The sequence below is a fragment of the Rhizobium aouanii genome (assembly GCF_037002925.1).
Lineage (GTDB): Bacteria > Pseudomonadota > Alphaproteobacteria > Rhizobiales > Rhizobiaceae > Rhizobium > Rhizobium aouanii.
Genome location: NZ_JBAMYD010000005.1, coordinates 70,513 through 97,470, shown reverse-complemented (window position 1 = coordinate 97,470; position 26,958 = coordinate 70,513). Strand labels below are relative to the sequence as shown.

Below are 26,958 nucleotides of genomic sequence, written 5' to 3'. Positions count from 1 at the left end.
TCTACCATGAGATCCCCAATCTGCGATCGGCGTCGTCGGCTCTCTGCGGCAGGACATCGTAGGCCGACGGAGCGACCGCCGAAAATCGTCTGAGGCCGAGTCGTTCCAAAGCCGCCGCTCCCTCAGGCGTTTCATGCAACGTCACGAGGCTCCGCTGTAACGCTGTGGCGATGTCCGCGGGCAATGTTTGCGCGGCAACCAATAGCGGCGCGGGAAGCGGATCGGTCGTCGCCAGAATACGAAGACCATCGATCGCTTCGCGTTCGTGCAGCGACAACAATTGGAAGGCATAGGCGTCGATCGCGCCCGCATCGATCCTGCCATCCTTGAGGGCTGCGACGATGCCTGAGGGGTTGAGCAGTGGTCCAACCGTTGTGCTCTGGTTCATCGTGCCCGCAAATCGGCCGGCAAGGTAGGAGCGCGCCGCATGGTAGCCCGATTGGGAATCGCGCACCGTCCAGCCCCAACGTGCCGTAGCGAGATCCGCCACGGCGGTCACCGGTCCGGTGGAGGCGACGAGGATGTGGCTGGCATAGAGCGGCTGGTCCAAAGACCATGCTTCGCTCGAGACGGGTGCAGCAAGGGCAGCCGGTCTTAAGCCCTCGGGCATGCGCGAAAACGGATAGCCGCACATGAAGACCGCTCCCATGTCCGGTCTCGCCCATAACGCCGACAAGGGTGCTGGTGCTGGATGGGCGATGATCTCCAGCTCGACGCCGGAACGTAGGCCGACCAGCGCAAACAGCGCGTCCCACAGGCCGCGAATGCGCGGGCTGAGATTATACATTCTCGAACAGGCGATTGGCTTGGAGATGACCATGGCTATTTATGCGAACCGCAGGCGCTGGCCAATATTCATCTCCCTGGCCTTCTCCACCATGGCGGCGCCGAGCGCCACGTCGGTCGTGCTGAGGCCGCGATGCCAGAACAGGATCGTCTCCTCGTCGCTCTCGCGGCCGGGTTTCATGCCGCAGACGATCTGGCCGATTTCGGCATGCAAGTTCTCGGCCGTCACCTTGCCCTCGTCGACGTGACGGCGAAGCGCTCCGAACGGTTTGCCGGGGCCGCATTGCCCCCAATCGTCGACGACGACCTTGTCCATGATATCGGTGAGATCGAATTCAAGCGCGCTCATCGTGCCATAGGGCACGACGAAGGCTCCCTTCTTCACCCATTCCGTCTTGAACAGCGGCGCCGGTTCCGGCAGGCGGCTGGCTTCGACCATGATATCGGCGTCCTTGAGGCAATCCTGCCAATTGTCGGTGACGATAATCTTCTTGCCGAGATCCGCCTCAAGGCGCATTGCGAAGGCATTGCGACTTTCCGGCCGGCGCGAATGCACGCGGATTTCCTCGAAGTCGAAGAGATGGTCGAGAAGCCGGACATTCCAGTAGGAGGTTCCGCGCGCACCGATATGGCCGAGAATCCTGCTGTCCTTGCGGGCGAGATATTTCGCGCCAAGGGCGGTCACGGCGCCGGTGCGCATGTCGGTGATAGCAGTTGCGTCGATAACGGCCTTCGGCACGCCAGTGTTCGGGTCGAACAGGTTAAGGACCGCAAGTTCCGAGGGCAGATCGACCTTATAGTTGTCGACGAAATCGCCGACGACTTTGACGCCCGCATAGTTCAGCGCTTTGACATAACCGCGAAGCACATTGAAATGGCCTTTGTCGGAGCTCTCCGGCACAAGATGCACGCGCGGCTCGATGACGGTTTCGCCCCTGCCTTGCGCATCCAGCGCTTTCGACACCGCATCGAGAATCTCGTCATTCGTCAGCGCCAGCGCCTTGGCATCGAGGGCGTTGAGATAATCGATCCAGATTTCCTGCATTTCCCGCTTCTCCACATTCCTGTCCGACTGCTGAATGGACGGATTTTCGAACAAACACCGTAAGAAGATCGCCACGCCAGGTCGCGGCCGGATCGATATCCGGCCGCGGGCGTGACAATCACTTCGGCAGCAGGCCGTTTTCCTTGAGGAATTCGACCGCAACGTCCTTGGCTTCCTCGTGATCGGTCTCGACCTTGGCATTGAGGACGCGCATTTTCTCGTTGTCGAGATGGGTGCCGACCGCTTCCAGCAATTCGGCAACCTTCGGATTGGCCTTCAGCACGTCCTGGCGGACGACGGGGGCCACGAAGTAGGGCGGAAACAGACCCCTGTCATCTGCCAGCGGCACGAGGTTCTTCGAGCCGATCTGCCAGTCGGTCGCGGCGCCATTGGCGACGTCAATGTCCTTTTGTTCCAGCGCGTCATAACGAAGGCCAAGCTTGGCAAACTGCTTGAACTCCTTGAACTCGGCGTCGTAGACACGCTTCAGGCCGGGCAGGCCGTCGGCGCGGTCCGGAAATTCAGCGCCGCCGCCGAAGACCAGGGTCTTGGAAACCTTGGCGAGATCCGACAGGCTTTTCAGATTGTTAGCCTGCGCCGTTTCCTGCCGGACGACGATGACATAGCCATTGTTGATGCCGCTCGGCTTCAGCCAGGTGAGGTTGAACTGCTTGGCGTAGAAGTCCTTGACCTGCGTGTAGACCTTCTCGGCATCGGTCGACATCTCACCCTTGACGACAGAAGCAAGCGCCGTGCCGGTATATTCCGGATAGAGATCGATCTCGCCGGCCACCAATGCCTGGTGAGCAATCAGCGTGCCGCCGAGATTGATCTTGCGCTCGACGGTGATGCCGGCATTTTCCAAAACGGCGGCGTACATTTCGGCGAGGATAAACTGCTCAGTGAAATTCTTGCTGCCGACCTTGATGGTCTCTGCGGATGCAGGCTGGAACATGGCGGCTGCCATGACGCCGGCTGCAAAGATGCCTTTTGTCCAATTTTTCATAGTCATTCCCTCTTGTTGACTTTTCAAAGAACGAACCGACGGCATTCCCCGGAATAACTGTCGGCATGACCGGTCGGCGCCCTGCCCTTCTTGCCGGGGCAGTGGCGAACCGGCTTATTGCGGGCCGAGCCCGATCAATGCGGCAATCGTCGCAAAATCCGGCCCTTGCGCGCGATCTTCTTCAAGCGCCGGGACGTGAGTGCGGACAAAGGCATAGGCTTGCGCCGATCCCTTGCCCAATTCGCCCGAGACGCCTCTGAGCTCGACGGCCTGTACCGAAGCAATCAGTTCGATGGCGGTGAGATAGCGCAGGCGCTCGACGATCGCCTGCGCCTTTGCCAAAACGCTCGGAGCCATCGATGCCTGGTCTTCGACGCCATCGGCGACAGGAATGGGCGAAAGCGAAACCGGCATGGCCAGATGGCGGATTTCGGCTTCCATGGCCGAGACGGTCTTTTGCACGGTCGCAAAACCGGTACGGCTCTGGCCCATCGGGGTCAGGAAGCGTGGCAGGTCGGACATGCCAGGCGACATGATCTTCATGATCCGATAGGCGGTGCCTGCCGCACAATGCGCCATCGCCTGCCCCAGCCTTTCCCAGGCGAGCACAAAAGCGGTCATGTCAAAATTGCCGTGTGAAAGAATGACGCCCTCGGATGCGATCACGACAGGATTGTCACTGGAACTGACGAGCTCAATCTCAGTCGCCTGCCTTGCCTCATCGATCGCATGCCTCAACGCGCCCCAGACCTGCGGTGTGCAGCGGTAGCTCAACGGATCCTGGAGACGCCTTGCTGCATCGGCGGCAAGCAAGGAGCTGCCCGATAGAAGCTCCATCAGCTGAGCGGCGACGCGGCGCTGCCCAAAGGCCGGTCTCGCAGCCAGAGCGCGGTCGTCGAAGGCACTGACATTGGCCCGGAATGCTTCAAAATTGACGGCAATCGTCTTCAGGGACCAATCGAACAGCCGCTCGATATCCACAAGCGTCAAGCAGGCGAGGCCGACGGAGAGGCTGTTGGCCACAACAAGCGCGTGCCCGTCCTTCGGCGCGAATTCGAGAGGCTTCAGGCCGGCCCTTTCAAGGGCGATGGCGGCCGGCAGCACTTCGCCGCCAAGCTCGATCTCGCCGAAGCCGAGAAGGCCCCGGCTCATATGGGCAAGCGGCGCCAAATCCGCTGCACCGATCGAGCCCAATGACGGGACGACAGGGTGGACACCTGCATTGATGGCGGCGATCAGACCGTGGAACACTTTCGGCGAAACGCCGGAACCGCCCGCCGCCATGCCGGCGGCCCTGACGGCCATCATCGCCCGCACGGATTCCTGGGCAAGCGGCGCTCCGACGCCGACAGAACGGGCTTGCGGCACGCGCATCTGGAACGCCACCAGATCTTCCGTTGCAAGTCGGGTGTCGACCCCCGCCCCAAGTCCCGTCGTCAGACCGTAGACCGGCAGATCGCTTTCCGTATAGCGGTCGACGACGGCGCGCGCGGCCACAATCCGGGCATCGACCTCGGCGGATATCTCGATCCTTGCGTGCCGACGGGCAATTGCTGCGATGTCCTCGATCGTCGGCGGCGCCGCGCTGAAGATGATCGATGGAGAATTGGTGGCGCTCACTGTTTCTCTCCGAGAATGGCAACAGGCCTGGAAGGCCCCTTGGTGGACCGTGCTTCCAGCCGATATTGCGCGCCGGGATAGTATAACAGCGCGCAGGTCACGACGGCCTCGCCTGACCAGGTTCTTCGAAAGACGCGCAGGCAAGGATGATCATTCCTGAGGCCCAGATATTTGCGTATCGTCGTATCCGGCTTGACGGCCTGGACGATATGTTCGAACGCCGTTATCGGAGCCACCTTCGTGAGATATTCATGCGGCGTCATGCTGCGGAAGTCGGTCGAGAGATAGTCGGGCGCGACCAGGGGATTGACGTAGCGCTCCTCGACCTGAATAGGCTGGTCGTTTTCCATGTGCACGATCAGCGAATGCATCACCTCAGCGCCGAGGATGAGTTCGAGCGCATCGGCGACGTTGGCATCCGCCTTCATCAACCCGGCCTTAACGACCGCCGCCTTATGCTTGTGGCCCCGCTCCAGTATTTCGTCGGCTATGTTGCGGATTTGAAGCAGATCGACATCGAGGTGCTTTGGCGACACGAATGTTCCGATCCCGGCGGATCGCTTGAGAACACCCTCGAACATCAACTCCCGCAGCGCCCGGTTCGCCGTCATGCGGCTGACGCCGAATGCCGCCACCAATTCGCTCTCAGAGGATACCCGGTCTCCCGGCCGCAACTTGCCCTCGGCGATCTCGGCGAGGATCTGCTCCTTGATCCTGATATAATGGCGCGCCTCGCCGGCGGCCGGTTTGACCGCTTTCGTCATGACAACCTCGCCATGCCATTGTCGAGGATGGTCGCGCCGCGAGAAGCAACGAGGCCTCGGAAGCGAATCTCGGCATCGTTGCGCCATATCTGCACGGTGATCGTTTCGCCGGGAAAGATCGGCGCGCTGAAACGCGCCGCGATGGCGCTCAAGCCGCTGGCCATGCTTGGATCGATGGCAGCAACAATGGCGTAACCCGCATAGCCGAAGCTGCAGAGCCCATGCAGGATCGGCCGATCAAAGCCGCTTTTGCGGGCTGCCTGCGGATCGACATGGAGCGGATTGAGATCGCCGTTCAGGCGATAAAGCAGAGCGGCGTTGTCAGGGATGTCGATATTGAATTCAAGGTCCGGTCCTCTGTCCGGGACTTTCGACAACGGTTCCGGCGCAGATCCCACTGAGCCGCACCCACCGTCGCCGCGGCACGCATTGGTCTGGACGATGGTCGCGATTGGCTCATCACCGTCCACGGTTGCGATCAGCCGCTCGAAGCTGACGAACATTCCTTTCTCAACGCCGCGGTCGATCACCGACAAGACGCGTGAGCGAGAGATGAGCGGCACATCGAGCGGGACCGGCCGGTGGATAGTCAGGCGATGTTCGGAATGCACCAGACGCGCCCAGTCGACGCCTGTCTGCTGCATCCATGGGCCTGGATGCGCCACGATATTGGCAAGGGTCGGCGCGGTCGCGAGATCGCGTTCATAGACGTACTTCAATGCCGCGTCGGGCGCGTCGGTGCCGTAGCCAGTCGACAAGGCGTAAAGGATGGCATCCCTTGCGGTAACCACATGTGTCGCCTGCGGCACCGGAAAGTCGAGGATGGATTGGGCCGACAGCGTCACGATGCGGCTCCCCCTGAGGTCGCGGGTTTGCGAATGCCACCGGACAGGCGGACGCCGCCGTCAACGGAAAGCAATTCGCCGGTGACGAAGTCAGCCCCCTGAACAAGCCAGACAATGGCGCCGGCAACGTCTTCCGGTGTCGCGACTCGGCCGAGCGGGGCGGTTTCGGAAAATCGCTTGGCAATGGCTCCATAGCCATCCGGCCCGAGTGTGTCGCGCATCCAGCGCGTATCGATGATGCCGGGACAAACCGCGTTGACGCGGATATCGGGACCGCAGGTGCGCGCCAAAGCCAAAGTCAGCGCATTGAGCGCGCCCTTGGAGGCCGTATAGGCAAGCGAGCTGCCGCCGCCGGTAAAAGCAACATTGGATGAGACATTGACGATCGCACCACCACCGCTGTCCCGCATTGCTGGTACCGCCGCCCGGCACATCTGATAAGCGCCGATGACGTTGACGCCGAAAACGTTCTGAAAATCCTCGGCCGACAATGTCTCCAGATCGAAAGGATCGGATTTGACCGTCATTGCGGCGTTGTTCACCAGGGCGTCGAGCCGTCCCCATCGATTGACGGTAATCGCGACCATCCGGCGGCAAGCCGCGTCGTCGGCAACGTCGGCCTGTACGATCTCGACCTCCGCGCCCAGACTGCGGCAGATATCGCCGGTCTCATCGGCCTCTTTTTTGCTGCGGCTGTAGTTGACGACCACCCGGGCCCCACCCTCGGCGAATTGCTTCACGCATGCAGCCCCGACGCCCGTTGCCGAGCCTGTGACGATGATGGCGGCTCCATCGATTTTCATGAGGCAAAGTCCTTCATGGCATGGACCGAAAACAGGCGCGCATCCATCTGCTTCAACTGGTCCGACACCGCGATGCCCTTCGGCAGGCGGTCCAGAACATCGGCGGCAAGATCGATGCCGGGAGCAAACTCCGTCAGCGTCAAGCATCCGCCGATCACCCGAAAAACCGCCCGCTCGGTGACGACGACCTGTGATTGTCCCTCCGGCGCAAAGGCCGGGCTCGAACTGATCTGGTCGACAGCCTCGACGATCTTGCAAAAGCGGCCGTCCTGGATGATGTCGAGCCTGCCGTCGGCAACCGTAATTTGCGCGCCGCCAGCCGAAAACGCGCCGAGATAGACAACATGCTTGGCCGTCTGCGAGATATTGGTGAATCCGCCGACCCCGACGATGGAATTGTTGAAGCGGCTGACATTGACCGCCCCATGCCGATCCACCTCTGCCACACCGAGAAAGGCGATATCCAGGCCGCCGCCGTCGTAAAAGTCAAACTGCGATGCCTGCGGGACGATGGAAGTCGGATTGACGGCAGCGCCAAAGGACAGCTCCTCGGCCGGCACACCGCCGATGACGCCGGATTCGATCGTCACCGTATAATCGTCGAACCCCTCTTCGCTGGCGATACGGCCGATCCCGGCGGCAATGCCGATGCCGAGGTTGATCGTCGGGCGGTTCAGCGGCGCCAGTTCCAGGAAGGCGCGTCGCTGAATAATCTTATCGACCGACAGCGGCGCCGGCAGCAAGCGGCCCGCCGCCATCCGGACGCGTCCGCTATAGGCGATATTGTCGGTCTCGGCGAAACTGATGCCGTGCTGGGCCGGATCATCGCAGACGACGACATAATCGACGAGCGCCGCCGGGATACGAACATCGTTCGGCTGCAGCGAGCCGCGTTCGGCAATCCGTTTGACCTGCACGACGACGATGCCACCGGAGTTTCGGCCCGCCTGCGCCATGGCGAGCGCGTCGAGGGGGAAGGCCTCGTCTTCGAGGGTGATGTTCCCATCTTCGTCGGCCGTCGTTCCGCGCAAGAGCACGCAGTCGAGCGGCATCGACGGATAAAGCAGCCATTCCTTGCCGCGCAACGACACACGCTCGACAAGCGGACGCGGCGTCGTCGCATTCATGCGGCCGCCGCCATGAAGCGGATCCATGAAAGAGCCAAGCCCGATATGGGTGACGACCCCAGGCTGACCGGCGGCAATCGCCCGATAGAGCTGCGCGATGACGCCTTGCGGCCAGCAATGCGCTTCGATCTTTTCCTCGATCGCAAGTTTTCCAAGGCGCGGCGTTCCGCGCCATCCCCCGGCAATCACACAGGCGACCAGGCCTTCATAACCGAAGTGCCCCATGCCGCGGGTCTGCCGATCGCCCGTGCTGGCAGCAAACAGAAGCGTCAGGTCGCGGGGTTTTCCAAAGGCGAGGAAACGCTCCTCGACGGCGGCCGTGATGGCCTCGGGATGGCAGTATCCTCCAAAGCCGGAAGCAGCGACAGTCATCCCGTCTTCGAGAAGATCCGCCGCCTGTTGTGAAGAGATGACCCGCATGACGATTTTTACTTCCGTCTGACCTGTATATACAGGCTAGCCTCTGATCGTTTGGAAGGCAACCGGAATCTTTGCAAGTATTTTGGGCATATCACCTCGATCAGACGATATTCAGCAGCCCGATCAGGCATAGTCCGAGAGCCCCCAGCGTCAACAGCGACAGCGCCGCGGCTGCGAGCACACGTCCGCCGGTATGGGCGACGGATCTGACATCGACGGAGAGCCCCAAAGCGGCCATGGCGGTGACGGTGAAGGCCGCGGAGACAGCCGCCATCCCGGGCAGCAGCGGCGCCGGGATCGCGTCGAGGGAACGAAGCGTCGCCATGGCTGCAAAACCGAGGATGAACCATGGGAGAAGATGGCGGAGCTTGACTGCCGGACCGCCAGGACGGCGGCCATGAACTGCGCCGAGCACGAGGATGACGGGTCCGAGCATCATCACGCGGATCAGCTTGACGAGCGTGCCCACCTGGGTGCTGACGACTCCGGCAGAGGCCGTGGCCGCCAAGACCTGCGGGACGGCATAGGCTGTCACTCCTGCGAAAACGCCATATTGTACGGCGCTGAGACCAAAAAGCAGGTGAAGAAGCGGCAGCGTCAGCACTGCACCGATGCCGAGCAGTGCGGTAAAGGCTATCGAGGCCGCGATATCGTCGGGTTTGGCGCCGATTACCGGCGCTGCGGCGGCAATTGCAGAATTGCCGCAGATCGAATTGCCGCAGGCGACCAACGTCGCCAGGCTGGCCGACAGCCCGAAGAGCCGCCCGATAACAAAGCTGCCGACCAAAGAAAGAGCAACCAGAACGGCGATTCCACCGACGAGCGGCAGTCCGGCCTGCCTGATGGCGGCCGTGCTGAGGGATGCGCCGAGCAACACGACTGCAATCTCGAGCAATGTCTTGGCGGCGAATTGAATGCCGGGAATGAAGGTCTGCGGCAGACAGACCGAGGAGCGCACGGCAACGCCGATCAGAATGGCGAGCACGAGGCTCTCGATCCAATGCGAGCCGAGAACCATCATCTGCAGCTGTTCAACGAGATATGCAGAGAGCGTGACTGCCGTACACAGGACGAGTCCCGGCAGGACGGCAGGAAGCGACAGGGAACGGGAGGCGGAGACGATCATCGGCAAGACCTTGCGGAAGACTGTAATCTCCCACACTCGATTGTCGACTTCCATTGAATAGTATAGCATCGTTCATTCGGTAAAATCGAACGATTGAATCAATGACGTTTGAACAGCTTTCCATTTTCGTCGCGGTTGCCGAACGCGAGCATCTGACCAAAGCCGCCTTTGCGATCGGGCTGACACCATCGGCCGTCAGCTCGGCCATCCGCAATCTCGAGACCTCCTATGGCGTCGAGCTTTTCCATCGCGTCGGACGCCGCATAGAGCTGACATATGAAGGACGGGTGTTTCTGGGGGAGGCTAAAGCGACGCTGGCGCGCGCAAAGGCCGCAGCGCTCGTCCTGTCCGATCTGGGCGGCTTGCAGAAGGGTGAACTGGTCGTTTTTGCAAGCCAGACGATCGCAAGCTACTGGCTGCCGGCGATGTTGATGCGTTTCAAGATCCGCTACCCGGGCATCGACTTGAAGCTGATGATTGGCAACACGACCACGGCGGCAAAAGCGGTTCTCGATGGATTGGCCGAAGTCGGTTTCGTCGAAGGCAGCGTTGATGAGCCGGCGCTGCATGTTCAGCCGCTTGCCGAGGACGAACTCCTTGTCGTCGTCGGTCCGCGCCATCCCTGGGCGCGTGGTAAACCCATTGCGCCGGCAGAGCTGGTTTCGGGCACAAAATGGGTCATGCGGGAAAAGGGGTCCGGAACCCGATCGGCTTTCGAGGCGGCAATTTCCAATCTCGGCATAGACCCCGGAGATCTGGCTGTCGCGCTGCAACTGCCATCGAACGAGGCGGTCATATCGGCAGCAAGAGAGGGCCTCTGCGCGACCGTCGTTTCGGGAGCCGTGGCAGCGCCGCTGTTGACGCAAGGCCTGCTGGTCAAGGCGCGCTTCCCTCTGCCTTCCCGCCAATTTGCGATCCTGCGGCATAAACAAAGGCACTCCAGTCGTGCCTCGCTGGCGTTGGAAACCATTTGCCGCGAGGACAAAGCTGCCGAAGTCCAAAATTGGGATGATTGGGCGCTTTAGGTCTGATCCCCCGCGCTGGTGGTCTGCTTCATCGCATCATCGATGCGCTTGACATCGACATTGTTAAGGCAGAAGCCGCACTCGGCCGCGCATGCGCGGCCGTTTTGCGAGGACTCCAAGATGAAGACCAACACGGCTGCCGCCGATGCCGGAAACCTGATCATGACTGGCGTCCTACTGATGCTGCTTGGCGATCTGCTTTTTGCGCTGAACGATGCAATGGGCAAGTGGCTGGTCGCCAGCTTTGCCGTCGGCCAGGTGCTGGTGATTCGTTCTGTCGGCGCTTTCATCGTGCTCGGGCCAATGATCCTCCGGCAAGGGCCGATGGCCTTGTTCCGCGTCGAGCAGAAGGGCCTCCAGTTCATACGGGTCCTCATGGCGACTGTCGATGTCGCCCTGTTCTATGCTGCCGTCGCCTATCTGCCGCTCGCAGACGTCATGACCTTCTATATGGCCGGACCGATCTATATTGCGGCGCTTTCGCATTTCTTTCTCGGAGAGAAGATCGGCTGGCGCCGTTGGCTCGCCGTTCTGATCGGCTTCGCAGGCGTCGTCATCGCGCTGCGTCCGTCCACGGCGATGCTGTCGCTTCCATCGCTTTTCGGACTTGCCGGCAGTCTTGCTTTTGCGCTGTCGCTGGTGATGAGCCGCTATCTGCGCTCGACCAGCGACACGACGCTGGTGACTTGGCAGACGATCGCCGCGCTGCTTACCGGCATCGTCTTGAGCATCGGTCACTGGCAGCCGGCAACGCTCATCGACTGGTCCGGCATGCTGCTGCTCGGCATCGTCGCCTCCTGCGCACATCTGCTCATCACCCGCTCGCTGAAGCTCGCACCGGCATCGCTGCTCGCCCCGCTGCAATATACGCTACTGCTCTGGGCGATCGTCCTCGGCTACCTCTTTTTCAACGATATTCCCGATACCCAGATCATCGTCGGTGCCGCAATCATCGTCGTTGCGGGCCTCTTCATCTTCCACCGAAAGAATTTGAAAGAGACGGTTCCGGTCGAAGCCGTCCCGCCCGACGGCCATTGAGAGCTAGCTCTGGTCGGTCTCCGGCTCCTCCCAGCCGAAGACGCTCCGGCCGCCGAAATCGGCGGATTGGCGGAATTCGCCGGCGATGATTTCCTTGAGGTCGGGACCTGTCACATAGCGTTCCATCTGCCTGGACTGATCGTCCAGGCGCTTGAGCGCCTGCAACTCCTCCTCGCGTCCGAGCCTGCCCTTCTGCACCGCCGATTTCATCACGGCGATCGTTTCGTCATAGACTTTGAGCGGGACCGGAAAAGGATGGCGGTCCTTGCCGCCATGGGCGATCGAGAAGCGCGCCGGATCGGAAAAGCGGCAGGGCGCGCCGTGGACGACTTCCGCCACCATCGCCAACGCCTTCACCGTGCGGGCGCCAACGCCTGGAACGAGCAGCAGCTCATCGAAATCCGCCGGCCCACGGTCGGCAGCGGCAGCCAGATTTCCATGCAGGCGCCGCATGTTGACGTCGCTCTCGCGGACATCGTGATGGGAAGGCATGATCAGGTGCGGCAGCATCGGCTGTTCGACAGGTTCGGGCGCCGGCTCTTCGGCACGCAGCAGGGCGGCGGCTTCGCGGATGATCCGGTCGGGACCGAGGGTCGCCAGCAGATCGAGCTGACCGCGCCGCGAGCGTTCCGCGCGCCTGTCGGCGAGGTTGACGATCTCACCCTGGCTCTTTCCCTCGATTGCCGCATGCGGCGAGTCGACGAAGCTCTCCAGCCCTTCGGACAGCCAGTGATAGCGCCGTGCCTGCCGCCTGTCGCCGTTCATGCCCTGCTGCACGACCACCCAATGGCCGTCATCGGCAACGATGAACCCGTGCAGATAAAGATCAAACCCGTCCTGAAGGGCGGCGCTGTCGACCTTGGCGATGAGACGGCTGGTGGTCGCGAGCCCCTCGCCGTCAAGGCCGACAAGCTCGCCGATCGACACGAGCTCCTGCGGGGTCTTGCGCGAATGCGCGCCGCGGCCGCCGCAGACATGCAGGCCGAGCTCGCCGGCACGCGGTTTCAGGCCGCGCTTCAGCGCGCCGAGAACGCTGGTGGTGATGCCGGAGGAATGCCAGTCCATGCCCATGACCGCGCCGAAGGACTGGAACCAGAAGGGATGGGCTAGTCTGCGCAAAAACTCGTCGCGGCCATAATGATGGATGATCGCCTCGGTGATCAGCGTTCCGAGCCGCGTCATCCTCTCGCCGAGCCAATGCGGTACGCGTCCCCCGTGAAGGGGAAGATCGGCGCTGCCTGCTCGTTGTGACATTTCGCTTTCTAAATCCTGTATGTCAGGGCGCCCATGCGGCAGCCGCGCCCTACAATCGGGAACCCGGTTAGATTCCACGCGTTTGGTCTCAGTCGAGAGGCTGAGGCAAACATGACCGCATTTGAAACCATGTCCGATCAATCCTACCTGACCCGAACAAAAGCGCAACATCCGGGCGGCGAAAAACAGGGAAGCATGGCATGGCGCCTGCAAGGACATGCGGAAAAGGCCGCCTTCCTGATCAATGGTAACCGCTATTTCTCGGAAGTGGCGCGTGCGTTGCGGCAGGCGCGACGGACCGTGTGGATCATAGGGTGGGATTTCCATCCCGACATTCGGATCGAGCCCGAAAAATCCGACGAAACCTTGGCCGACCTGCTGCATTCCGCAGCGGCGACGAATCCCGACCTCGAAATACGCATCCTCGTTTGGGCGCTCGGGCCGATCTATTCGGACAAATCAATCCAGTTGCTTCGCAAGAAGGATTTTCCAAAAAATGCCAGGATCGATCTGCGCTTCGACCTTCCAGGCACCGTGCGCGGCTGCCATCATCAGAAGCTCGTCTGCATTGATGATGCCGTCGCCTTCATCGGCGGCATCGATCTGACGTCGCGGCGATGGGATACGAGGCGCCATCGCGTCATGGACAGGTGGCGGCGCGACCCTGGTGGCGAGCCCTACGATCCTCTGCATGACGTCCAGGCGATGATCACTGGCGATGCCGCCCGGATGATCGGCGACATCGCCAGGCGGCGCTGGGAAAACGCCACAGGCGAAAGCCACGGGCCGTTGACCGAGAGCATTCCCTTCACCTGGCCCGCCAATCTCGCCGTTTCCATGCAGGAGATCCCGGTCACCTTGGCGCTGACGGAGCCGTCGACCGCTTTTCGCCCCGGCATCAGCGACGGCATCGCGATGACATTCGACGTCATCGCCCGGGCGCGCCGGCAGCTTTACATCGAGGCGCAATATCTCGCCTCCTTCCGCGTCGCCGACGCCATTGCCGCACGGCTGCAGGAGGAAGACGGCCCCGAAGTCGTCATCATCTGCACGCGGAGCTCTCACGGGTTGATCGAAAAGATCGTCATGGGCGGCAATCGCGACCGCGTCATCCGCCGCCTCAAACGCGCCGATCGTGCAGACCGCTTGCGCGTCTATTATGCCGTGGTGCCCGGGCCAATCGTGCCGGGCCCAGTCACGTCGAAAGAAAACGGCGAGGTGGAGGTGCTCGTCCATTCCAAACTGATGATCGCCGATGACGAGCTGGTCCGCATTGGCTCCTCCAACCTCAACAATCGCTCGGAAGGGCTGGATGGCGAATGCGACATGTTGTTTGAGGCTGGTAATGACGAGCACCGCTGCGCGATAGCGAATCTGCGCAATCGCCTGCTTTCGGAATATCTCGGAACCACGCCGGAAACCTTCGCCGCAGCCTTTATGCAAAGTGGCTCGTTGATCGCGGCGGTCGACGCGCTCAATGACGGGCCTCGGGGCTTGCGGGAATTCACCGTCGAACTATCGGGCAGTATTTCGCCGATTTTAGGCACGGCGCTCTTCGACCCGGTTCGACCCGTCGCAGTTTTAAACCGACTGGGCCTCGGCGCCCTCGTTCGCCTCCTCGTCCGCCGCCCTGCGTGATCTCCGCCGGAAGATCACCTCGCTGATGAGGAGAAGTGTCGTGCCGAGAGCCAGCGGAATGAAGAAATAGGCACAGCGGAATGCAATCAGGGCGCCGATCGACGCCTCCTTCGGCACGACATAGGAAACGGTCGCCTCAAGCACGCCGAGGCCGCCCGGAACATGTGTTGCAAGGATTGCCGAATTGGCGAGCACGTAAGCCGTCACCGACCTGAAGAAGGCAACGTCGCCGAACGCGGAAAGCATCTGGTGCAGGCAGGCGGCGACGAACATGAAATTGATGGTCCCAATTCCGACCTGCGCAACCGCAATCGAAAATCGCGGCAGCTGAAACGACCAGCGCCACAGCCGTAAGGTGCCGCGAACAAAAAACGCCAAGCCCGCATAGACGACCGGCACGACCAGCGCCAGTGAACCGGAAATACGGACGCTTGCAGAATCGATGCGCAACAGGCGCCCGGCATCGCCAGGATTGATGATCATGGCAAGGCCGCCGAGCGTGATGAGCCCGAGCCCCACGGTGACACCGCAAAACAAGATAACTTTCGCCACGTCTTCCGCCGTCAGCCCCCAGCGCGAATAGTACCGATAGCGGAAGGCGCCGCTGCTTAACCCGGCAAAGCCGATATTGTGGCCGAGCGAAAGGCTGACGAATGAGGCGAGCAGGATCTTCCGGTAGGGCAAGGATTTGCCGAGCGAGCGGATCGCCAGAAGGTCGAAGCAACTGAGGCAGAGATAAGATGCCGCCGTAAACAGAAGCGCTGTGCAGAAGGTCGAGAAAGGAATGCTGCGAACCGATTGGACGATCTCATCCAGGCTGTACTGTTGGAATATCCGGTAGAGAAGGAAGACCGCAAGACACAGGGCGGCAACCAGCAGTCCATTCCAGATTATGCTTTTCCAGCTCATCGATTATCCATTCCGAAGCGCGATACGAGGATTGAAAAAGCTGAAGCGTCATTTGTGCGTCCGAAGATGCACGGCGCTCGAGGCTCGATTATCCGGAACGATCAAACGAGTTCTGTGTTCCCCCGGGGGACAAGTTCTATGTCCTGGGGGAACGAGTTCAGCGGGGCCTATGCCGGATCAATCAATCAAACTCCTGACCTATAACGTGCACAGCTGCATCGGCGGCGACCGGAAGCTCGATCCCGGCCGCATCGCTTCGGTCATCGCCGAGGCTGAGGCCGATATCGTCGCTCTTCAGGAGGTAGATGTCCTCAGGCGCAGGACCGGCGGCGTCGACCAAGCCCATGCGATCGCCTCGCTTTTGAAGATGCAGGCTCATTTCCATCCGGCGCTGTCGATTGCCGAGGAGCAATACGGCGATGCGATCATCACTGCGCTGCCGACAGGCGCGGTCAAGGCCGGACCATTGCCATCCATCGGCGAACAGCGCGGCGCCATTTCCGTCGAAATACTGGTCGGCGGCAGAAAACTGCTGGTTGTCAATACCCATCTCGGCCTTCGTGGCCGCGAGCGCATCCGACAGATGACGACATTGCTGAACCCCGGCTGGCTGCACGGCACGGCGCATGAACCTCTTCCAACCATCCTCTGCGGTGATTTCAACGCCATTCCGTCATCAGCGACTTACCGACTTGCCACGCAATCATTAAAGGACGCCCAACTCGCAGGCGGCGCCGCGCCGAGAGCGACCTTTCCCTCGCGCTACCCGCTGATGCGCCTCGACCACATTTTCGTCACTAACGATCTCATCGTCAAACAGGCGGCGGTCCTGGAAAACCGCTTGACGAGGGTTGCCTCGGACCACCTGCCTCTGCTCGCGGAAATCGGCTTCGCCTGAACAGTCATCGACGCTGACGACTTTTACCGGGCGAGCTTCCGGCTCATCGCCGCCGCCACCAACGGTAGCGCCGTCGTCGCCACGGCTCCCAGAGGCAACCGCATGATGCCTCTGGTGACGACGAAGGTCGCCGCCATTGCACCTGCCAGCTTGAGCCAAGGCTGATTGCCGAGCTGCGCATGGGCGCTGGCATCGGCCCATCGAACGTTCTCCGCGACAACGGTCCCGGCCTGACGTTGGATCACGTGAAGGCGAGCGCGGAGGTTTTCGAGTTCTTCTCGCAGTTCTCGCAGCCGGCCTTCCAGGGCATGCCCATCGTAGATCGGAAGAGGTTCCTCGACGATTTCTCCAACGGAAGCATGGCCCCCGCGCGTCGCGATATACGCCCGATATTCGGCCTCGCTGGCGAAACCCTCACGTCTGATCAGATCAGGGTTAATGTTTGCCTCTTCGAAGGAGGCCGGTGCGGTCTCCATGCGCATATCCTTGTTTGTGCCGGTGTCCCCGACTTCGTCCTTGAACATGATGCGTCTCCAGTTGTTCCTGGCGATAGAACGCTCGACGGCTTAGAAGGATGCATCAGCCGCCGCTGCCCCGGCTGGACAAAATGCTGGTCTCGGTGAATATTGAAACGAATATTTCACGAGTCGTGCAGTATGAAATATTTATTCCACTGATGCGTCATGCGTCTGGCAGGGGTTATGTGCAGAGCCGGTTCGAGGGGATCGGCATCTTCACCCGAGATTGATTGTTCTTCTTCGTCAAGCCATTTCCTTCCGACGGATCTAGGAATTTCGGAAGGTCAAGAGGAAGGGAGAGAGCAGCCGCTGGTTGCGAGAAAACCTGTGTGGCTGCCGTCTCAGGCGGAAGGAGGGTTGTCACTCGAAGGGAGCAACTGCAACAGCTCCGCGCCGAGGCGCCGTAACGAGACGCTGTGAGCCGAGGAGGGACTCATGTTGGGAAGGCTGTTGTCACGTGTTCGCATCCAGACGCAGGTGATGGTATTCATCGTTCCGTTCGTCTTCAGCATCATGGCCGTGGGCGCGACTGGTTTTTACGCGTCGAGCTTGCTTCAGGGGCGGATGGATATTTCCAATTCCGTCCTGCAGTCCTTGAGCGGATTTCGGGATTTGTCGGCCGCGATGGGAGAGTTCCTCGCCAATGCCACGCAAGAAAACCGGGAAATCGTCACCCGCAAACTTGCCGATCAGCGCGTTCTTCTAAAATCCGGTATCGATAAACTCGCCGCAGATCGCAGCGGTCAGCAGGAGCTGGAGCAAGCGCTGTCTTCCATCGACGGAATTTCGGCCCGCATGGATACATTATGGCAGCTTCAGGAAACTCGGTCGGCGCTGCTGACCGATCTCCAGAAGGCACAAAGCGTCGTCGTCTCGTCCCAGACGGATATCGTCGAAGGCTCCAAGGTTCTCCAGCGCGCTGCCGATATGCAGGAAGATGAAGCCCGCAATACGCTGGGCGACGCACAGCGCATTTCGGACTTCGCTTCCTTCGCCCAATCGTTAAACGACAGGGCTCAAACCGCCGATCTCATCAGCGGCTCCGATATGGAGGAACTCGCCCGGCAGCAGCGCATCGTAGGAATGGCGCTTGGCGGCGAGGCACCGGAGGCCAAAAAGGCGATCGACGATACCATTGCTTCGTTGAAGCCGCTTGTCGAAGCCTCCGGCCAGACTGAGGAGCGCACAGCCGGCCTCAGGAATGCGACGAGCCAGATCGTCGGCAGGTTGCCCGAATTGCGAGAGGTCGCCACACGACGCGTGAAGGCGGTAACGGATAAGGCGGCCGAGACCGCCAAAACGGTCGAGCGCGCCAAGACCAGCCAGAGAGACGGCCAAAAACTCACAACCTCGGCTTACGTGATTCAGATCGTTATGGCGAAGCTGACCCTGGCGCCGACGGACGCCAATCTCCAGCGGCTTTCGCAGGAAATCACGGCTGTCAGGAAGGGTCTGGACACGCTGATTTCCAATGCCGGCGGTGTCGCGCAATTCGATAATCTCAAAGCCAAACTTCTGCCGGCGCTGGACAAGATGCAAAAAGCGGCAACCGACCTTGTTCGTGTCAGCGCGCAGCGCCAGGATGAATTCCGTTTGGCAGCGGCCGACGTGGACCGAATGTGGTCTCAGCTGACGGCTTTCGCTGAAATGCAGCGTCAGAATGCGGCTGAGGAACGCACGGATGCCAATTCGATGTCTCTGGGAACGACAATCCTCGGCGTGGTGATCGCAATCCTCGCAGGCGTCGGGCTGACCGTTACGCTCAAGGGTCCGATCAATCAAATCACCTCGGCTATGAGGCGCCTGGCGGAAGGCAAACTCGAAACATCTATCGTCGGTGACAGCCGAGCCGATGAAATCGGCGACATGGCCCGCGCGCTGGGAGTGTTCAAGAATAATGCCATCGCCAAGATCGAGATCGAGGAGCGTAGCGAGGTCGAGAGATCGAAGGCCGAGGAGGAACGGCATCGCAGTGATGAAGAAAAACGCACGGTCGAAGAGCAGATAGACTTCGCGGTTACGGCGCTGGCGGAAGGTCTCGGACGTCTGGCACGGGGCGACATTTCTCGGACGATCGCAACGCCCTTCTTCGGCCGATTGGAGCAGCTTCGCAACGATTTCAACTCGTCGCTCCTCCGGCTGCAGGAAACGATCGATCAGATCCGCACCAACACCCGGATGATCGAAGGGAACGCCAGCCAGATGGATCTTGCCGCGAGCGATCTTGCAAGGCGCACCGAACAACAGGCCGTCGCGCTCGAAGAGATAGCCGCAGCCATCGAAGAGATCACCACCACGGTTCGTTCGTCTGCGGCCTGCGCCGACGATGCCCACCAGATCATCACGGACACCAAACAGGTGGCCGATTCCTCGTCCCGGGTGGTTGCAAGCGCCATCGACGCGATGAGCAAGATTGAAGCGGCGTCCGACGAAATCGTTCAAATCATCGGCGTCATCGATGAAATCGCGTTTCAGACAAACCTGCTTGCCTTGAACGCCGGCATCGAAGCGGCTCGCGCCGGCGAGGCCGGGAAAGGCTTTGCGGTCGTGGCCCAGGAAGTGCGCGATCTGGCCCAGCGCTCCTCAGAGGCCGGCCAACGGATAAAGCAGCTTATCGGACGATCGAGGGCCGAGATTACGGCCGGGGCGCGCGTCGTTCGCGAAACGAGCGAAGTTCTCGAAGGCATTTCCACGAGAGTGGTCACCGCATCCGAGCAGATGGATGTCATCGCCCGCTCGAACAGAGAGCAATATAACGCCCTCCACGAAGTGAATTCTTCCGTCAACAGGATGGACCAGATGACGCAGCAGAATGCGGCCATGGTCGAGGAAACCAGCGCGGCGACGAAGGAACTTGCCGACGAGACGAGGATACTCCTCCAGTTGATCGATCAGTTCCAATTGGAAGAAGCGGACGCGCTTCGTCGGACCGCCGCGGCATAAAACGGTCATCCGCTTGACCAGCGCCCGGGCTTCCGCATCGCGACCTTCACCGTCGCGACGCGCCGAAACGCTCTGGCCGAAAGTCCGCCAGCAGCGGATGGCGGTGTCGGGTGGCGATCTCGTCTGCCAGCAATTCGCCGGCAATCAGGCCGAGTGTGGCGCCGCTATGGCTGAAGGCGACGAAATAACCCGGGACCGACGGCAGCTCGCCGAAGACGGGCTCGCCGTCGCCCGGGATGGGCTTCGGGCCGACCCCATAATCTTCGACCTCCAGCGCCGGATTGCCTTCGAGAACTTTTGAAGCCTCGTGCAGCAATCCCTCCAGCGTCGATTGCCTGACATCGTAGCTGCCGTCGGGCTTCACGCTCACCTCTTCCTCGGACCAAGCGGCATCGAGCGCGAAGCCGCCATTAGGCGTCGGCCGGATGGCGACGCGAGGGGTGTTGAGCACGACCTTCAGCGGATGGCGGATCGGCTTGGTCCGGACGAGAAGGGCGACAGGCGTTGCATCGCCGATATGCTGGCCGGCCTCGGCCACGATTGCCGGAACGTCGCCGCCGGCAGCAAGCAGCACGGCATCCGCATCGCGGCGCATGCCATTCGCGGTGATCACGCCACGGGCACGCCCGCCGTCGACATCGACCGTCGCGCGACCCGCATCCGTGACGATTTCGCCGCCCAGCGTGCGGAATTCTTCCACAAGCATGTCGATCAAGGACGGAAGATCGACCCAGCCCTCCCCGGGATTGAAGATCGCGCCTTGAGGCGTCACCGCGCTTGCGTCGACACCCGGCGTCGCCGCAGCAATTCTTTCCGGGGCGAGCCATTGCGCGTGATAGCCGAGCGCGCGCTCATAGTCGAAGATCTCGGCGATCTCGTTTCCGGCATCGTCCGCATCCCAGGCCAGGCCGCCGTCGAAGCGCAGCCACGGCGCGTCGGGATTCCGGGCGGCCAGCGTGCGGTAGCGATCTATGCCGGCCAAACGCAACCGATGATAGGCATCGGAGCGTTTGCGCGCCGAGTTGAGCCAGGCGAGCGAACGGCCGGAGGCGCCGTTGGCGAGCGGGCCGTCATTGATGAGCACGGTGCGGACCCCGCGCCGCGCCAGATGGACTGATGTCGAGACGCCAAAGATCCCGCCGCCGATGACGACGACCTTCGAAGGCTTGATGGAAGCATTCATGTCGATAACCTTGTTTTCTGCTCTTGCTAGATCGAATGAAATCCGGCACGCCCGGCGTGAGGACGACCGGGAGCACCATGCGTTGCCTCAGGCGCTTCAGAGAACTTCAGCAAGGAAGCGCTTCAGCCGCTCGCTTCGGGGATTGTCGAAAATCTGCTGCGGGCACCCAGCCTCGACGATGCGGCCCTCATCCATGAAGACGACCTGATCGGCCACCCTGCGTGCAAATCCCATCTCATGCGTCACCACGGCCATCGTCATGCCCCGGCGGCCGAGAGCGGCCATCAGGTCGAGCACGCCCTTCACCAGTTCGGGATCCAGCGCACTCGTCACTTCGTCGAAAAGCATGACCTCCGGATCCATGGCTAGCGCGCGGGCAATGGCGACGCGCTGCAGCTGCCCACCCGACAGACCTGCGGGCCGATGATCCCTACGCTCTGCGAGACCGACCTCGGCCAGACGCGCCTCGGCGATGCGCCGCGCCTCCTGCCTCGGCATCTTCTTGATCTTGGTCAGCGAAAGCATGACGTTCTCGAGTGCCGTGTGGTCGGGAAACAGGTTGAAATGCTGGAACACCATACCCACACGCCGGCGCAGCCTTTCCGGCTTCATCGCCAGGATGCTCTCGCCGTCGAGCAGGATGTCGCCGCCCTTGGGCTCGACAAGCCTGTTCATGCAGCGCAGCAGCGTCGACTTGCCCGAGCCGGAAGGGCCGATAATGCACGTGACGGTACCCGCGGCGATGTCGAGATCGACACCCTTCAACACGTCGAGATCGCCATAGGCCATGGTGAGGTCCCGGACGTTCAGGGCGCCGCCTTTGAAGCGTGGCGTACTCTCCTCGGTCGTGCCCGTGGAATGAGGCCCGGCAGCGGCCCGCAACTCGCTTACCTCGACCAATCCGCTCGCAGCACCCGAGCCGCGGCCTTGTTTTCCGAGCCGCAGTCTCGCATCGATATAATTGACGAAGTGGGTCAGCGGCACGGTGATGACGAGATAGAAGACGCCCGCCAGCAGCAGCGGTGACAGATTGCCGGTGACGACGGCCTGATCCTGGCCGACCCGGAAGATCTCCCGCTCGGAAGCGAGCAATCCCAGGAAGTAGACAAGGCTGGAATCCTTGACGTTTCCGATGAATTGATTGACCAGCGCCGGCAGAATCCGCCTGATGCCTTGTGGGATGACGATCAGGCGCATGCCCTGCCCATGGCTCATGCTGAGCGCCCGGCAGGCTTCCATCTGGCCGCGCTCGACGCTTTGAATGCCGGACCGGAAGATTTCGCCGATATAGGCTCCGGCAATCAGGCTGAGCGCCAGGATGCCGAGCGGAAATGGCGACGGACCGAATATCTCGCGCCCGATCCGGGCAAAACCCTGGCCGATGATCAGGATCGTGACGATCGCCGGCAGCCCGCGGAAAACATCGGTATAGATGCGCGCCGGCAGCCGCAGCCAGCGGGATTGCGAGATGCCCATCACCGCGAGAGCCATGCCGATGACGACGCCGAGCACGGTCGAGGCAGCTGCCAGGATCAGCGTGTTCTTCAGGCCGACGCTGATCATGCTCGGCAGAACTTCCGCCATGGCGTCCCAGTCCAGGAAGCTGCGGCGCAGATTTTCAAGCCAGTTCATTCAGATCCCCGTGAATTCTTGCCCGGCGCAGAGCCTTGGTAAGCCGCCCACCATGAGCGGACGGCTTACGGCGTCACTTCTTGGGAAGATACTGCTCCGGCATCGGTGAGCCGGGGAACCACTTTTCGTAAAGAGTCTTCCAGGTGCCGTCCTGCATCGCATCGTGAAGCGCGCCGTTGAGCGCCGTGCGAAATGCATCATTTCCTTTTCGGACCACGAAGCCGGCAGGCGCATCGAAGGACGGGATATTCACGGCAACCTTCAGCGCGGGATAGCGCTCGCCATATTGCTTGGCGGCCTCGTAGTCGAGAAAATGCGCATCGACCGTTCCGTTGTTGAGGGCGGCCACAGCGGAATTGTTGTCGGGAAATTTTACCAGATCGGTTCCCCCGAAATTCTTGGCTGCATAGACTTCCTGCAAGGTCCCCTGCACGACGCCGAGACGCTTGCCCTTGAGGCGATCGGCATCCTTGATACCGGCATCCGGGGTCAGAACGGAGAGATAACCGGCAAGATAGCCGTCGGAAAAGTCGATGGTCTTCTTGCGGGCTTCAGTCGTTCCGATCGCAGCAACGGCAACGTCGAACCTTTCGTTTGCGACCGACGGCAGGAGTGCTGAAAATTCCTGGCCCGTGAACGTCACCTTGTCTTTTTGAAAGCCGAGGCGGGAGACGACGTTGAGAAACAGCTCGATATCGAAACCGGTGAACTGACCGTCCGCCGTGGCAAACGTATAGGGCTTGGAATCGCCCATCGTACCGACGCTGATAGTCCCGGGCTCGATCAGGTTATAGGGGTTGTCGGCTGCGGCCACAGAGCCTGCCCCCATTGCAAGAAGGCATGTGACAAGGCCGGCCCGCAATGGGGCCATGATGGCCGGAAATGATAGAAAAGGCTTCATCGTCGTTCTCCGCTCTGAAGGAATGCTCTTGTCGGCATTGTAGGGTCGCCCAATCTGCCGCGCATCGCGGCAGAGATTTTGGACAAGATACCGGTCTCTGATAGAAAGAGACCGGTCTCATAACATATTTGATATCCATCAATTGACCGCTCGTCAACAACTCTTGTAGTCCTCGGCCCATGGAAGATTCCGCTCATCCGAAACGTTCAGTCACGGTCGCCGACGTCGCGAAGGCCGCAAAGGTCTCGAAGGCCACGGCCGCCCGCGTTCTCGGCGGCTACGGCGTGGTCAGCGCCAAGATTACAGATCAGGTCATAGCGGCGGCTGCCGCCCTCGAATATCGCCCGAACGAGCTCGCCCGGAGCATGAGCACCGGAAGGTCCGGCATCATCGGGGTCGTGGTCGGCGACATCGAAAATGCTTTCTTCAGCCTGGCAGTGCGCGGCATCAGCGATGCGGCCCGTCTTGCGGGCTTCAACGTCATCATCGCGAATTCGGGCGAAGAGCTCGATGCGGAAAAATCGGCCGTCGACCTCCTGATCGGCAAACGCGTCGATGGCCTGATCGTCACGCCGGCCCGCTGCGACAGTATCGATCATCTCCAGCACGTCCGCCGCGCCGGCGTGCCGCTGGTCCTGTTCGACCGGGCCATCCCGGAACTCGATGTCGACGCCGTGACCGGCGACGACCAGGATGCGGCCATCGCGGCGACCCGGTATCTGATCGGGCAAGGACATCGCCGCCTCGCCTACGTCTCTGCCATGGATGCCGAGGGTGGCGGGCTCACCGATATCAGGCGGATCTCGAATTCCGCCGTGCGCGAACGCGTAGAAGGTTTTGTCAGCGTCTTGACCGAGGCGGGTTTGCCGAACCCTCTTCATTATGTCAGGCTCGGCGCCACGGACCAGCATCAGACGGACGGCGTGATCAAGCGCCTGCTCGCGGACAGTGCCGCGCCGACGGCGCTCCTGGCATCGGACAGCCTCGTCGGCTTGCGCATCTTCAAGTCGCTGCAATCACTCGGCCTGTCCATCCCCAAGGACGTGTCGATGATTTCGTTTCTCGATGCCGACTGGACCAGCGTCACCGTTCCGCCGATTACCATCGTCGACCAGCGCGTCTACGAGATGGGCAAGCTCGCCGGCGAGCGGCTCATCGCCCGTATCGAACGCACCCCTCTTGCCGTCGAACGTCTGCGCGTCAGCACGAGCCTCGTGCTGCGCGGCTCCGTCGCGGCGATCGGCCGGTGAGACCTATTGAGTTAGCCATACCCCGCATCGCTTGAAGCAGCGAGTAATACCGCATCGCGATCGGCAACTGATGTCCATAGTCGTCGATTTGATATTACATGGGGTTGCTGTTGTCTTTGCCTGACCAACGTTATTTAATACCGAAAATACTCGCGGTGGGATTTTCAGAAAAATCATGCTCCAGTCAAAAGACGCTTCATCCGAGCTGATAGATTTGATCTATGGAAGTCTATTCGGTGAGTGCAACTGGCAGGATTTTCTGGATCGCGTTGCGCAAACTTCGCCAAATGGCAAGGCTGCCCTCCATTACCACGATCTGGCCTCGCCTGTGGCCCATGTTCCTTACGTATCGGGGTTCTCGAGGACCGAGGTCGACCAGTTCAGCAGCCACTTTGCCGCAGTGAACCCCTGGATTCCGAGATTGAGCTTTGTGCCCGTCGGTCAGGGTGTCTGCGGAGACGAGATCTTTCCACGCGAGGACTTGCTCAAATCGGAATTCTACAATGATTGGCTGAAGGGGCAGGCCCAATGCGAGACGAGCATCGGTGTCTCCATCATTCGGGAGGAAACCCGCACCTTCGTCCTATCGACCTGCACGTCGTCAGCGGACCCCGATTTCAACAAAGAAGCAGCCGGGCGTTACACGATACTCGCTCCCCATTTGAAAAGGGCTTTCGACTTCATCCGGAAGCGCGATCTACTCGCCCCGGAAAGACAGACAACGCAAACCCTGTTTGATAGCATCGGTGTCGGACTGATCTATGTTTCGGAGCAAGGGCTAGCGCGCCAATGGAATAAGAGCGCGGAAGCCTTAATGGAGGCTGGCTTTCCTATGCATGTCGCCCCAAGTGGCAAGCTCGAACTTCAATGCGAGAGGTCGACTGCCGTTCTCGATTTCCTGACGTCCAGAAAGGGTGTCCAAACAAAGCCGCATACGGCGATTGCGAAGCAGAAGGACAAGGCTAGTTATCGCATCACACTCCTCCGGCTTCAGTCAGATGCATTCACCGAGTTGTTGGAAGGGCCGACCGTGGCCGTAATCGTCGAGCCGATGGCGGCCACGCCACTCAATGAGCGGCGAGACTTCTTAATGGAAGCCTACAAACTGACTGCGACGGAGATTCGGATCGCATCAAGCATCGCCTCGGGCCATTCTCCAAAAGAGGTGGCCATAGCCGATCACATCAGCTACGAAACGGTCAGAACCCACCTCAGAAACATCTATTCCAAGCTCGGGGTAAACTCCCGGGTTGGTTTGGTCGCGCTGCTCATGCGCTGACGAACGTCGTGCAATTCGTCCCTACCGCCCGCATCGCTACCGAGCCTTTGCATATTGCGAACGGGTTCCGAGAGCAAAGACGTGCAACACTCGCACATGAATTCCGGCGACCCTCATGGCGTCGGAAAACCAGCGCTACGCCCTCTAATCATAGAGTTCCCCATGACCAATCTGCTCCCTTGCAGGCGCATCGCTGATTGAGGGATCGTCGGCCGGATCGGGATCTCGCTTGTTGGCATCGCTCAGAAACTGCGCGGCCTTAAGGAATGCTGCGGTGATCTCTTCGGTGCCCCAGCCGGCTTCATTGGCGGCTGCAATCAGCCTTTCCAAAGCGTCGCGTGCGGCAGCGGTCGCCTCTTCGAAGCGCTGCGCGGGAGATTCGGTCTTCGGTGGTGGAAAGGTCATCGGCGTTCCCTCCATGTGTCTGGCTGTTGAGGGATGAACGCGGGCCGCGGGAAATGGATGCACGATCATGCCGATTTAACAAGCGGCGACCCTATACGCACTGGGTCGACAAGGGTCGGCCACGTCTTTTCCGCCTCAGATGACGGTCTGCAACAGAAACGGAGAGCGCTCCAGCGGACGCTGGGCGAGGATCCTCAGCATTGCGGGGCCTTGTATGCCGGAAGTCGTGCAGGAATGGCCGTCGTGATAGACCACCGTCATGACGCGGCTGAGACTATCGTACCTGATCTCTGCGATCGTCCGGGTGTGAACCGGAAAGATGAATTCATGGGGTTGAGATTTCTCCCCCGAGGTTTTCAAGGTCATTGCGATGCCCCAACGAAAAAAGCAATTTTAGCCCCGCCGCGCCCTGGTCTGAGCCTAACGGTGTCTATCAAGCACATATTGCTGCGACGGTCGCGTGACATCGGCGTGACATGCAGAATCGGTACCGCCAACTCAGGGCGGAATTCGTGAAGCGTCAGTCGCCAAAGCGGCGATCAG

Annotated in this window: 24 protein-coding genes; 7 read left to right on the top strand and 17 right to left on the bottom strand. The window is 60.8% G+C overall.

Going from position 1 to position 26,958, the window contains the following annotated elements; all coding sequences use genetic code 11:
- Position 1: 1 nt before the first annotated feature.
- The 9 genes from V8P77_RS10510 to V8P77_RS10470 all read right to left on the bottom strand — a co-directional run bounded on the left by V8P77_RS10510 (position 2) and on the right by V8P77_RS10470 (position 9,578).
- Complete coding sequence (locus V8P77_RS10510; protein ID WP_335912352.1) at positions 2-820, bottom strand: phosphate/phosphite/phosphonate ABC transporter substrate-binding protein; 819 nt, start codon at positions 818-820, stop codon at positions 2-4.
- Between the two features lie 6 nt (positions 821-826).
- Positions 827-1,831, bottom strand: coding sequence for an ornithine cyclodeaminase family protein (locus V8P77_RS10505; RefSeq protein ID WP_335912350.1), 1,005 nt, complete (start codon positions 1,829-1,831; stop codon positions 827-829).
- 118 nt (positions 1,832-1,949) lie between these two features.
- Positions 1,950-2,837, bottom strand: a complete 888-nt coding sequence (locus V8P77_RS10500) for a glycine betaine ABC transporter substrate-binding protein (RefSeq protein ID WP_507237386.1) — start codon at positions 2,835-2,837, stop codon at positions 1,950-1,952.
- A 114-nt stretch (positions 2,838-2,951) separates the two neighbouring features.
- On the bottom strand, positions 2,952-4,457 hold the full coding sequence (locus tag V8P77_RS10495) for an HAL/PAL/TAL family ammonia-lyase (protein ID WP_335912348.1): 1,506 nt from the start codon (positions 4,455-4,457) through the stop codon (positions 2,952-2,954).
- Positions 4,454-5,221: a histidine utilization transcriptional repressor HutC gene (gene hutC / locus V8P77_RS10490; protein WP_335912347.1), complete on the bottom strand. Its 768-nt coding sequence runs from the start codon at positions 5,219-5,221 to the stop codon at positions 4,454-4,456. The genes V8P77_RS10495 and hutC overlap by 4 nt, the downstream gene beginning before the upstream one ends.
- The gene (locus V8P77_RS10485) at positions 5,218-6,066 is read right to left on the bottom strand and encodes a MaoC family dehydratase (protein ID WP_335912346.1); all 849 of its coding nucleotides are present in this window, start codon (positions 6,064-6,066) and stop codon (positions 5,218-5,220) included. Before V8P77_RS10485 ends, hutC begins: the two co-directional genes overlap by 4 nt.
- Entirely contained in the window at positions 6,063-6,869 is an 807-nt protein-coding gene (locus V8P77_RS10480; RefSeq protein WP_335912344.1) for an SDR family NAD(P)-dependent oxidoreductase, read from the bottom strand. The genes V8P77_RS10485 and V8P77_RS10480 overlap by 4 nt, the downstream gene beginning before the upstream one ends.
- Complete coding sequence (locus V8P77_RS10475) at positions 6,866-8,416, bottom strand: acyl CoA:acetate/3-ketoacid CoA transferase (protein ID WP_335912342.1); 1,551 nt, start codon at positions 8,414-8,416, stop codon at positions 6,866-6,868. The genes V8P77_RS10480 and V8P77_RS10475 overlap by 4 nt, the downstream gene beginning before the upstream one ends.
- A gap of 100 nt (positions 8,417-8,516) precedes the next feature.
- Positions 8,517-9,578, bottom strand: coding sequence for a YeiH family protein (locus tag V8P77_RS10470; protein WP_335912888.1), 1,062 nt, complete (start codon positions 9,576-9,578; stop codon positions 8,517-8,519).
- 65 nt (positions 9,579-9,643) lie between these two features.
- On the opposite strand from V8P77_RS10470, the gene V8P77_RS10465 reads away from it, so the two are divergent.
- Together V8P77_RS10465 and V8P77_RS10460 are read left to right on the top strand one after the other, a co-directional pair.
- Positions 9,644-10,567, top strand: coding sequence for a LysR family transcriptional regulator (locus V8P77_RS10465; RefSeq protein ID WP_335912341.1), 924 nt, complete (start codon positions 9,644-9,646; stop codon positions 10,565-10,567).
- Positions 10,568-10,687: 120 nt separating this feature from the next.
- A complete protein-coding gene (locus tag V8P77_RS10460; RefSeq protein WP_335912340.1) occupies positions 10,688-11,605 on the top strand; it encodes a DMT family transporter in 918 nt (305 codons plus the stop codon).
- Between the two features lie 3 nt (positions 11,606-11,608).
- Here the strand turns inward: V8P77_RS10460 and V8P77_RS10455 are convergent, their stop codons facing one another.
- Positions 11,609-12,859 carry a DUF763 domain-containing protein gene (locus V8P77_RS10455; RefSeq protein WP_335912338.1) on the bottom strand — a complete coding sequence of 417 codons (1,251 nt, stop codon included), beginning with the start codon at positions 12,857-12,859 and terminating at the stop codon, positions 11,609-11,611.
- A gap of 111 nt (positions 12,860-12,970) precedes the next feature.
- Here V8P77_RS10455 and V8P77_RS10450 point away from each other — a divergent pair, with 111 nt between their 5' ends.
- A complete protein-coding gene (locus V8P77_RS10450; RefSeq protein ID WP_335912336.1) occupies positions 12,971-14,497 on the top strand; it encodes a phospholipase D-like domain-containing protein in 1,527 nt (508 codons plus the stop codon).
- On the opposite strand, the gene V8P77_RS10445 is transcribed toward V8P77_RS10450, so the two are convergent.
- The gene (locus V8P77_RS10445; protein WP_335912334.1) at positions 14,441-15,406 is read right to left on the bottom strand and encodes a lysylphosphatidylglycerol synthase domain-containing protein; all 966 of its coding nucleotides are present in this window, start codon (positions 15,404-15,406) and stop codon (positions 14,441-14,443) included. The genes V8P77_RS10450 and V8P77_RS10445 overlap by 57 nt on opposite strands.
- A 169-nt stretch (positions 15,407-15,575) precedes the next feature.
- On the opposite strand from V8P77_RS10445, the gene V8P77_RS10440 reads away from it, so the two are divergent.
- The gene (locus V8P77_RS10440; protein WP_335912333.1) at positions 15,576-16,304 is read left to right on the top strand and encodes an endonuclease/exonuclease/phosphatase family protein; all 729 of its coding nucleotides are present in this window, start codon (positions 15,576-15,578) and stop codon (positions 16,302-16,304) included.
- Between the two features lie 23 nt (positions 16,305-16,327).
- Here V8P77_RS10440 and V8P77_RS10435 read toward each other — a convergent pair whose 3' ends face one another.
- Positions 16,328-16,828 carry a hypothetical protein gene (locus tag V8P77_RS10435; protein ID WP_335912332.1) on the bottom strand — a complete coding sequence of 167 codons (501 nt, stop codon included), beginning with the start codon at positions 16,826-16,828 and terminating at the stop codon, positions 16,328-16,330.
- A 429-nt stretch (positions 16,829-17,257) separates the two neighbouring features.
- On the opposite strand from V8P77_RS10435, the gene V8P77_RS10430 reads away from it, so the two are divergent.
- Positions 17,258-19,765: a methyl-accepting chemotaxis protein gene (locus V8P77_RS10430; RefSeq protein ID WP_335912330.1), complete on the top strand. Its 2,508-nt coding sequence runs from the start codon at positions 17,258-17,260 to the stop codon at positions 19,763-19,765.
- A 46-nt stretch (positions 19,766-19,811) separates the two neighbouring features.
- Here the strand turns inward: V8P77_RS10430 and V8P77_RS10425 are convergent, their stop codons facing one another.
- The 3 genes from V8P77_RS10425 to V8P77_RS10415 form a co-directional block, all read right to left on the bottom strand.
- The gene (locus V8P77_RS10425) at positions 19,812-20,948 is read right to left on the bottom strand and encodes an NAD(P)/FAD-dependent oxidoreductase (protein WP_335912329.1); all 1,137 of its coding nucleotides are present in this window, start codon (positions 20,946-20,948) and stop codon (positions 19,812-19,814) included.
- A 96-nt stretch (positions 20,949-21,044) separates the two neighbouring features.
- Positions 21,045-22,580: an amino acid ABC transporter permease/ATP-binding protein gene (locus V8P77_RS10420; RefSeq protein ID WP_335912328.1), complete on the bottom strand. Its 1,536-nt coding sequence runs from the start codon at positions 22,578-22,580 to the stop codon at positions 21,045-21,047.
- A 73-nt stretch (positions 22,581-22,653) separates the two neighbouring features.
- The gene (locus V8P77_RS10415) at positions 22,654-23,481 is read right to left on the bottom strand and encodes an ABC transporter substrate-binding protein (RefSeq protein WP_335912326.1); all 828 of its coding nucleotides are present in this window, start codon (positions 23,479-23,481) and stop codon (positions 22,654-22,656) included.
- A 179-nt stretch (positions 23,482-23,660) separates the two neighbouring features.
- Between V8P77_RS10415 and V8P77_RS10410 the strand changes: the two genes are divergently transcribed.
- Together V8P77_RS10410 and V8P77_RS10405 are read left to right on the top strand one after the other, a co-directional pair.
- A complete protein-coding gene (locus V8P77_RS10410; protein ID WP_335912324.1) occupies positions 23,661-24,731 on the top strand; it encodes a LacI family DNA-binding transcriptional regulator in 1,071 nt (356 codons plus the stop codon).
- A gap of 175 nt (positions 24,732-24,906) precedes the next feature.
- Positions 24,907-26,010 carry a helix-turn-helix transcriptional regulator gene (locus V8P77_RS10405; protein ID WP_335912323.1) on the top strand — a complete coding sequence of 368 codons (1,104 nt, stop codon included), beginning with the start codon at positions 24,907-24,909 and terminating at the stop codon, positions 26,008-26,010.
- Between the two features lie 144 nt (positions 26,011-26,154).
- Here the strand turns inward: V8P77_RS10405 and V8P77_RS10400 are convergent, their stop codons facing one another.
- Positions 26,155-26,415 (bottom strand): hypothetical protein, encoded by a 261-nt coding sequence (locus V8P77_RS10400; protein ID WP_335912321.1) that lies wholly within the window; start codon positions 26,413-26,415, stop codon positions 26,155-26,157.
- Between the two features lie 135 nt (positions 26,416-26,550).
- On the bottom strand, positions 26,551-26,781 hold the full coding sequence (locus tag V8P77_RS10395; protein WP_168304959.1) for a hypothetical protein: 231 nt from the start codon (positions 26,779-26,781) through the stop codon (positions 26,551-26,553).
- Positions 26,782-26,958: the final 177 nt, after the last annotated feature.